Origin of the sequence: Robertmurraya sp. DFI.2.37, from assembly GCF_029211245.1 — a bacterium.
Taxonomy (GTDB): Bacteria; Bacillota; Bacilli; order Bacillales; family Cytobacillaceae; genus Robertmurraya; species Robertmurraya methanolica_A.
Genome location: NZ_JARGEJ010000096.1, coordinates 1 through 8,954 on the forward strand (window position 1 = coordinate 1; position 8,954 = coordinate 8,954).

Below are 8,954 nucleotides of genomic sequence, written 5' to 3' on the forward strand. Positions count from 1 at the left end.
TCTCTTTTCAATTTCCCCACCGAAATCACTCCTTTAGCTTTATACTTATGATTCTATCAAATAAAAAACTGTGTGAGTAAGGAATCGTACGCATTCCTCACTTACACAGTTAATATTACACTCCCGTATTTTACAGATAACACTACTGAACTGATAGGTGATCCATCGAAGTCATGGTTACTTCAAGTTAAAGAAAACAAATTGGTAAAACAAAAAATTAATGCTTAATTGTAAATAATCTTTAGCTACTTGAACTACCTATTTTTTCCCTATTTTACATTTCTCATTATTCAATTATCGGGCACAATTCTTTAATAATTGCGTCTTTTTGTAATTGAACTTTAAGTTAAAAAATGTAAATAACGGAAATTTCATTGTGATATTATATAAGTTAATTAGGAAGCCCCCTCTGTTAGGATAGATGTCGCACGGTACTTTAGTGTTATAGTTTAAGTAAATAACACGGAGGTCGATCGATATGAAAGAAAAAAATGGATTACGATACTCGAAGGAACAAAAAGAAGCAATTGTTAAACGAATGATGCCACCACATAACGAATCAGTGGCTACTATCGCAAGGGAAGAAGGCATCACAGAACCAACGTTGTACAAGTGGCGCAAGGCTGCACGAGAAGCCGGTGTGGCAACGCCTGGAAACGGACAAACCAGTGATAAATGGAGCAGTCAAGATAAGTTTTTAATCGTCATGGAGACCTTTGCGATGAATGAAACGGAACTGGCTGAATACTGTCGTAAAAAGGGATTGTACCGTGAACAGATTGAGTCGTGGAGAGCGGCTTGTCTCCAAGCAAATGGACAAGTATTTGACCAATCAAAGGAGTTAAATGGTGCGTTGAAGGAAGAAAAGAAACGTGCAAAGCAGTTAGAAAAAGACCTACAAAAGAAAGAAAAAGCATTAGCGGAAGCTGCGGCGTTATTACTTTTGCGAAAAAAGGCCCAAGCGATTTGGGGGGACGACGAGGAAGAATGATTAGCCCATCAAATCGCGCATTAGCTGTAGAACTCATCCAAGAAGCCAATCAAAACGGTGCGCGGTTAGCGAAGGCTTGTGAGGAACTTTATATTAGTGTACGAACCTACGAGCGCTGGGTGGCAGAGGGTGAGATCAAGGTCGACCAGCGTCCCTTTGCGAAAAGACCTGTGCCAAAAAATAAGTTGTCTGAGGAAGAAAAAAAGGAAATACTCGAGGTTGTCACACAAGAAGAATATGCCGATTTACCTCCGACACAAATTGTTCCCAAGCTCGCGGATAAGGGAACATATATTGCGTCAGAATCTACGTTTTACCGCGTTTTGCGTGAAGGCAAGATGCAACACCATCGCGGCCGTAGTCAAAAGCCAACACGAAGAATCCCTGAGAGTCATCTGGCCACATCACCCAATCAGGTGTGGACATGGGATATTACGTGGCTTCGTGGACCTGTGAAAGGCTTGTATTATCGCCTTTATTTAATACTTGATCTATTTAGTAGAAAAGCAGTAGGTTGGGAAGTATGGGAAAAGGAAGATTCTACACACGCTGAATCACTTGTAAAAAAAGCCGTCATGAATGAGAAAATTCAAGGGGCACCACTTGTGTTGCATTCAGACAATGGTAGTCCGATGAAAGCTGAGACATTTTTGAGTTTACTTGAGAAATTAGGGATCCAAAGTTCCTTTTCAAGGCCGCGTGTAAGTAATGATAATCCTTATTCAGAAGCCATGTTTCGGACACTTAAATACCGCCCTGATTATCCACATAAGGGTTTTGCCTCACTTGAAGAAGCTAGACAATGGGCACATCAATTTGTCCATTGGTATAATCATATTCACCTGCATAGTGGACTAAATTATGTCACGCCAGCGCAGTGTCATGCCGGAGAACACGTAACCATATTGACAAAGAGAAAAAGAGTCTACGAAGTAGCGAAAGCAAAGCATCCAGAACGTTGGGCGAGAGGCTCAAGAAATTGGGCACCGATTGAAAAAGTAGCCCTCAATCCAATGGGTGATGAGGGGGAAAAGGAAATTTGAGGTGTTCATAATACATCTATTCCCTGGTGGTTTGAATTGAAAGAATGCTTTTTCTTTCAATTCAAACCACCAGGACAGCAAGCGTAGTGCGCTAGATATGACGAACTTAGAGTCACATAAAAATAAGATACTAAAGTAATCAAATGCGACAACTATATTGACAACCACCGGAAGCTAAATTAAGAGGTGTTAAGTAATGTTATTAAAATTAGAAACTGAACGTCTATATTTACAACCTTTCAACAAAGAAGACTCATTTAGAGTTCAAAAATTAGCAAATAATGAAGAGGTGGCGAGTATTCTAGGTCTTCCTCACCCTTATCTATTGGAATATGCTGAAGCTTGGATCGATACCCAACCAGAATTACTAAAAGAAGGTGTTGAGTACCCTTTAGCAATAGTATCAAAGAATACCAATGAACTAATAGGTACAATAACAATTAGAGTTGATAAAAACAATAGTAAAGGTGAACTTGGCTATTGGATTGGCAGAGATTTTTGGGGAAACGGTTTTGCAACTGAAGCTGTAAAACGGATGATAAATTTTGGATTTAACGAACTCAAATTAAACAAAATTTGGGCATCTGCTATTTCTAGAAACAAAGCTTCAATAATGGTTTTAGAGAAAGCTGGGTTAAAGAAAGAGGGAACACTTAGACAAAATAGACTTCTTTTAAATAATTTTGAAGATGTTGATGTATATGGACTTTTGAAAGTCGAATTTAAATAAGTAAGAACCATGTAAATAAATTTTTCAACAATACCAGTTAATAGAAGCTTCTTTGTTATTCGAAAAGGGCGCTTTCGTTGAAGATCGATGAGCTGTTTGTGCAGTTCTGTTATATTAAATAAACGGGTATTCTAATGTTAGATAAAGGGTGAGGCTTTGTGGCAAAAGGGTTACTTCATCATATTGAAATAAATGTATCTAATTTAAAAAAATCGATTGATTTTTGGAGTTGGTTTCTTGAAGAATTAGGATACAGTCCTTTTCAAGGATGGAAAAGTGGACAAAGTTGGAAAATAGGAAATACTTACATAGTTTTTGTACAAACAGAAGAACGGTTTCTGGACGTTCCATATCTTAGATGCAGAGTAGGTATAAATCATTTAGCATTTCACGCAGGTTCACGCCAACACGTCGATGATATGACTATGAAATTAAAAGATAAAGGAATTAATATTCTTTATACAGACCAGCATCCATTTGCTGAGGGAAATGATCATTATGCTGTTTACTTTGAAGACCCGGATAGAATAAAAGTCGAGCTTGTAGCACCTTAACTATTTAATAATAAGGTGCATTTCTGGAGTAACGAAAAAAGTCCAATTTCCCAATTTAATACTGAGAAATTGGACTTTTAATATTGTAATTTCCTTAACGTTTTAACAGAGTTTTCCTGACGCTACCCCTAATAGAATAAGGGTGGACCACCACTATCCTGGCTCCCCTCTATACCACTAGGAAGGCTTATATTTGTAGAGGTTTCAAGAAGTTCTCTGGATTTTTAGACGCTCATGCATATTTAACTTGAATGTCCCGTATGGATTCACATGTGCATAGATAAGTGGTGTTAAGGCTCTAAAGTCCTCCGGTATCAGCTTTTGTAGTAAAGATTTGTTTTGTTCCAGTAGCACTTCTTGAATCATCAATGTATTGATTAATACCAAACAGTTTTGTAGAAGGTGAAGAGCTAGTACAGCAATCTCTTGGTCCTCCATACGATTCGTTTGAATTTCTCCTCCTTTTCCATAAAAAATGAAGCTATTAGCAGAGTTCCAGTTTTCAACCACATTTAATCCCTCATGAATCTCTCTTCTTATTTCTTCCGATGATAAATATTCACACAGAAAAATGGTTTTGAGTGCTTTCCCCAGTTCAGCAAGTGCTCGATATGTTGGGTGCCCACTATTACGAGTAAACCGTTTGAGAACTGCCTCCGTTTCAGCCGTACCTAACCGTAAAGCTGTCGCATACTTAATCATTTGATCATATTGCTGTTCAATTATGCTCCAATTGATTGGTAGAGTTAACACAGGCTGTAAATTTGGATATAATTCTTGCATTCCTACATCTGGACGGTATAGTTTTTGTGAATGAATCGCTTTAAATCGGGGCATGAGTTGAAAACCTAGTAAATGACAAAAGGCGAAGGCCACTTCACTTTGTCCATGTGTATCCACATAGTTCTTTTCAATTTCCATATTTGTACAATGACGAAGTAATCCTTCAATCATAGATGCTACTTCTGAAGAAGAACAAGATTTGAGTTGGGAATAAATGCATGTAGAATTCTTTTCTACATGCCAATAAATCATAACTCCACGCCCCCTGTATCGAATGTGCCACTCCGTCAATAAGTTCTGATCCCAAGCTCCAAACTTTTTGCTATCAGATGCACATGCCGTTGTTCCCTCTCCCCATATTTCAGTTACACGAGTAGCCAAAATAGCATCAGTTACCTTTGATATAGCATTCCGTAAATTTTCTTTATGGATAAACTTACTTACGTCGAACATACAGTAAATCTTTATAACTTTCTCCATGTTCACCTGCAGCGATCCGTTTTAAACCAGTATTTGTTCCCAACCCATATAGACAGAGGATGAGTCTTCGTTGAAGTGTTTCCTTATCAAGAATTTCTCTATTTCCCAACGTTTGAAACATATCTGTCAGGTGGACTCGTAAATCAGCTTCTTTTAAAATATCTAACAGATTCGTCATTGGCCAACGCTTCATGACCTCTGCTTTTACAAGATTGAGGTTAACGGGTTCAGCTTGTGCTTGTAAAGATGATACAGAAATCCAACCATTTCCCTTATTTAAAATACGTACTTTAGAATCGTTCTTTACGCTTTTATCTAACTTCTCTAAAGCTGTATTCATGTTCGTTTTTAGTTCTTGAATAAGTGTTTGTGCCTCAAGGGGTTTCCGAAGCGCATCGTAATGTTTTTCTCTATTTTGTTCAAAGTCCTTTGGTAAATCTTCCTCCGGATTCCTATACCGATCGGCCCCTACACCCCATACTTCCTTGCAACGCAACCGATCTCGTAAGGCCTGAAGAACACAAATTTCATAATTCACTCGGTTCACACGATTTGTTTCTTTATCAATCACGGTATCAATCCAGCCGGGCTTTACAATTCCTTCTATTGGTATGTAATCTGTTTCGTTGTATGTATACTGATTGGTGAGCTTATATTGTTTAAGTAATTCGATGGCTTCTATAACAGGACGGTGTACATCATTATTGGAGCGAAACTCTAGGACATCCAATAAAGCTGGAACCATCCTTCGATAGTGAGTACCATAGGATGATCTCATCACGGTATATACCTTTTGTTTATAGGTTGGACCAGTATACTTCATTTCTTTAATAATATCTTTTAAAGTATCTTCCCCGACAACATGAAATAAAACATCACGTACAATCCCATCCGGTTGTTCCACTGCCTTTTCAGCCATACGAAATAAGAGGTTTGTCTTGCCACTTACCTTACGGAAATCGCGTAAAAACTCTTTTTCGACTTTTCGTTCTGCACGAGCTCCAATACGATTAACAATCTGAATAATAAGTTCCACTAAATTATCCGTTATTTCTCTTCCTCTACACCAGAAGAAAGCTGCTAATAACGTGTATCGGATAGAATCGGGATGCCTGCGTAATTCTCGAATATCTTCAGAGACGGCACGTTGTCTATATGATCGGATCATTTTAGGTGGTATCCCATTAAACAAGTCATAAGGAAGTTGTATATTCCTTACGGTTCGTAGCTTTGCGATTTCTTGTAATAAACTATCTAATCCGATTCTTCCAGGATCAGATACAAGTTCTCGAAAACTAAGAATGGTTTCATTCTCTTCTAATAGTTCTGTATGGGAGCAGGTGCGTATAAAGGCATCTAATTGGGTTTTGGAATGTTCTGAAAGCTGCATGAAAATGGTGTGAAATATGTTCTTCATATTGACGAATAGCTGATTTAATATTTCGTTCTAGTTGGTAATGAGTCGGAGGAATAAGCTGTTGTTGTCTGAGGTGGTGAAGGACATGTTCTCGAACCCGGTCCATTTGCATTTCTTGAGGTAAAATGTTCGTTTGTAGCCATAACTTTATTTGTCCCATATCTTCAGATGTACTCTCTCGAAACCCCATAAATTCCCGGATTTGAGCACGGTGATATTTTATAGAGCGTCCATTCCAATCATATTCTTGAAAGGAATCTGCAGGTACTCCTACTTGCTTTGCAACGTATTCAATAATATCTTGATTTATTTCCTGCCTTCCTTTTAGAAAACGACCCTGGTATTGAAAAAATTTTAGGGAAACAGCAAATCCAAGTCGTGTACTTCCATATTTATTTCCAATTAAACGTATCTCTTATGGAATAACTGTAAAATGTTCAATGAGTTCCTCTAACTCCCAAGTTTGCTTCATATTATTGAGCCTCCCCTTATGGTACTTTCAATAAAATTTTATAGAATTTTGGCATATAAAAAAAGCTAACTTTATCATCTTTAATTATTACTTTGCCCCTGGTTACAGCAACGCTGGTACTGGGCCTAAAAACCAAGTATTCTTATTTTATAAACAAGGACATAAATGCATTCTTTTTTTCATACTGTATTTTTGAGGTGGAAAAATGACAAGAGTAGCTTACCGAAATGCAGACGTCGATTTAATGGCAAGGATGATGAGAGCAGAAGCTGAAGGCGAAGGACCACAAGGAATGCTATATGTTGGAAATGTCATTGTTAACCGTGTTGTAGCAGATTGTGCTGACTTTAAGGAATTAAGAACAATTAGAGATGTCATTTTTCACGTACAAGGAGGAAATTACTCTTTTGAAGCTGTTCAAAAAGGTAATGTATTTTATCAAAGAGCAAGAGAATCTGAAAGAAGATTAGCAAGAAAGAATTTGGAATATTGGAGAGATCACCCAGCGAAATATGCTCTTTGGTACTTTAATCCATATGGTCCGTGTCCTCCAACATGGTATGACCAACCTTTTACTGGTCAATTTAAACAACATTGTTTTTATGAACCAGCGCCTGGAACATGTGAAAGCGTTTATAGTCCTCGTTGAGGAAAAGATTCGAATATTTATAAAAACTAAAATAAACTTTTTAGTAACCGTATTTACCTAAGAAAGATTGTAAAATACTAACTTAACTAAAAGGTACATTAATTGAGTAAGCAGCAAAAAAGGATCTTCTTACTGGAAGATCCTCAGAGGGTTTGTCAAACCGCTGGGAGGTGCGAACCACTTCGGTTTTATGCCAATGGTTTCTTCAATGAGAGCATTCGTCTTTTCTAACTCTTGTATGGTATCACTTTTAGATCGCTTCTTAAGATCTGGATGACTATAAGCATGATTTCCAATTTCATGGCCTTCCCGATAGATCATCTTAGCTAGGTCAGGATTCTTTTTAACCCAGCTACCATCGAAAAAAAATGTCGCCTTGACCTTGGATTCCTTTAGTGTGGTAAGGATCGTTGGAATGTACTCATTACCCCAAGCAACATTTATTAATAACGCCACCATAGGCTTTTCTGGATTTCCTTTATAAATCGGGATGGGTGCTAGATTTTCTAAATGGACATTTGGAGGTTTTTCCTTATAAACAACTTTGTTTTTGTGAAAATTACCATCTGATTTCATTTTTTTATAACTAGATTCAATATCTACATCCAATCCATTGTATCCAGGAATTGCCTTCCACACTCTATCGACTTTTGCATCAATCGGTTCAATTTTATGTTCCTCTCTATACACTTTAATTTCTTTGTAAAGTTCATCATTTTTCTCCTTTAAGGCTGCTGTACCAGAGCCAATAGTATTAAATGGTCCAATAAGATCCGTAATTGTTAAAATGAAAGTACTTAAAAACACTATTAGTATTAGCGAATTTTTTTCCTCATAAAACTCCTCCGCAATATAAACTAATAATTTTAAAATACCCATCAACAATAGACTTATGTAATTAAAAAAAAACAATCATAACACTAATCTTATAGGCTTATTATTCCCATCCCATTAACTACAGCGTAGGAAAAATCGGCTTTCTTCATGTCGATATTGCTTAGCGTATGTTTCCACGTTTGTTGTTGGGACTCTCAATAAAAAATTATTTTCCTTTAATTAAGGATGTTATTAAACCCACAGAGGTAATAGCTATACATGAATAAATGAAGGTATCTAATTTTAATAAAGCCAGACATGCCAACACAATAATTCCATCTATCAGTATGATTACAAGTGCAATATTTAACGAAAAAGTTTCAGAAATAATTTCAGCTAGTAAGTCAGTTCCTCCAGTGCTTGTCTTATATCGCAGCATTAGACCAACACCAACTCCAATTATTGCACCTCCAATTAGTGCGCTTGCAAGTTGGGGAATAAAAAATTGAGAACGAAGAGGAACAAGTAAATCAATAAATAAGGACGAAACCAATAAGCCTTGCAAACTACTAAAAAAATACTCTTTTTTATTTATTGAGGAAAATATACAAATAGGGATACTTAACCCCACCATTATAATACCAGTTGGAAATTTAAAAAAATAATGAAGTAATAGTGCGATCCCAAGGATTCCACCATCTATTAAATGATGAGGAACTAGAAACCCATTCACACCAACTCCTAATAACAGACTTCCAATAAGAGTAGCTATTAATTTCTGAAAAATAACAATCACCTTGTCTCATTTTTAATCTAATAATATGTCGGGGTTTTAAGGTTAAGAATAAGAATGCAGAGGAAAAATTAAATATATTAGGGAATACTTCATTTATTAGGGGAGTGTAATATTAACTGTGTAAGTGAGGAATGCGTACGATTCCTTACTCACACAGTTTTTTATTTGATAGAATCATAAGTATAAAGCTAAAGGAGTGATTTCGGTGGGGAAATTGAAAAGA

General features: G+C 36.8%; 6 protein-coding genes and 1 pseudogene. 4 read left to right on the forward strand and 3 right to left on the reverse strand.

Annotation, left to right across the window (positions count from 1 at the left end; translation table 11 throughout):
• The first annotated feature begins 478 nt into the window (after window positions 1–478).
• The 3 genes from PZE06_RS24795 to PZE06_RS24805 all read left to right on the forward strand — a co-directional run bounded on the left by PZE06_RS24795 (window position 479) and on the right by PZE06_RS24805 (window position 3,318).
• Window positions 479–2,034 (forward strand): IS3 family transposase gene (locus PZE06_RS24795; RefSeq protein WP_225310826.1). Its coding sequence is split into 2 segments (ribosomal slippage): window positions 479–956 and window positions 956–2,034, totalling 1,557 coding nucleotides; the frame shifts between segments, so codons are not numbered across the junction.
• Window positions 2,035–2,230: 196 nt separating this feature from the next.
• Complete coding sequence (locus tag PZE06_RS24800) at window positions 2,231–2,764, forward strand: GNAT family N-acetyltransferase (RefSeq protein WP_110927725.1); 534 nt, start codon at window positions 2,231–2,233, stop codon at window positions 2,762–2,764.
• A 158-nt stretch (window positions 2,765–2,922) separates the two neighbouring features.
• Complete coding sequence (locus PZE06_RS24805) at window positions 2,923–3,318, forward strand: VOC family protein (protein ID WP_145582943.1); 396 nt, start codon at window positions 2,923–2,925, stop codon at window positions 3,316–3,318.
• 204 nt (window positions 3,319–3,522) lie between these two features.
• Here the strand turns inward: PZE06_RS24805 and PZE06_RS24810 are convergent.
• Window positions 3,523–6,410 (reverse strand): annotated as a pseudogene (locus PZE06_RS24810) (Tn3 family transposase).
• A 265-nt stretch (window positions 6,411–6,675) separates the two neighbouring features.
• Between PZE06_RS24810 and PZE06_RS24815 the strand changes: the two are divergent.
• On the forward strand, window positions 6,676–7,119 hold the full coding sequence (locus tag PZE06_RS24815; RefSeq protein ID WP_110927728.1) for a cell wall hydrolase: 444 nt from the start codon (window positions 6,676–6,678) through the stop codon (window positions 7,117–7,119).
• A gap of 129 nt (window positions 7,120–7,248) precedes the next feature.
• On the opposite strand, the gene PZE06_RS24820 is transcribed toward PZE06_RS24815, so the two are convergent.
• The gene (locus tag PZE06_RS24820) at window positions 7,249–7,998 is read right to left on the reverse strand and encodes a polysaccharide deacetylase family protein (protein ID WP_110928011.1); all 750 of its coding nucleotides are present in this window, start codon (window positions 7,996–7,998) and stop codon (window positions 7,249–7,251) included.
• A gap of 163 nt (window positions 7,999–8,161) precedes the next feature.
• Window positions 8,162–8,731 carry a YitT family protein gene (locus PZE06_RS24825; protein WP_224428600.1) on the reverse strand — a complete coding sequence of 190 codons (570 nt, stop codon included), beginning with the start codon at window positions 8,729–8,731 and terminating at the stop codon, window positions 8,162–8,164.
• Window positions 8,732–8,954: the final 223 nt, after the last annotated feature.

Bases quoted from the DNA above. Each gene is read 5' to 3' on its own strand.
- PZE06_RS24815 (WP_110927728.1), top strand. From the start codon at position 6,676: ATGACAAGAGTAGCTTACCGAAATGCAGACGTCGATTTAATGGCAAGG.
- PZE06_RS24800 (WP_110927725.1), top strand. From the start codon at position 2,231: ATGTTATTAAAATTAGAAACTGAACGTCTATATTTACAACCTTTCAAC.
- PZE06_RS24820 (WP_110928011.1), bottom strand. From the start codon at position 7,998: ATGGGTATTTTAAAATTATTAGTTTATATTGCGGAGGAGTTTTATGAG.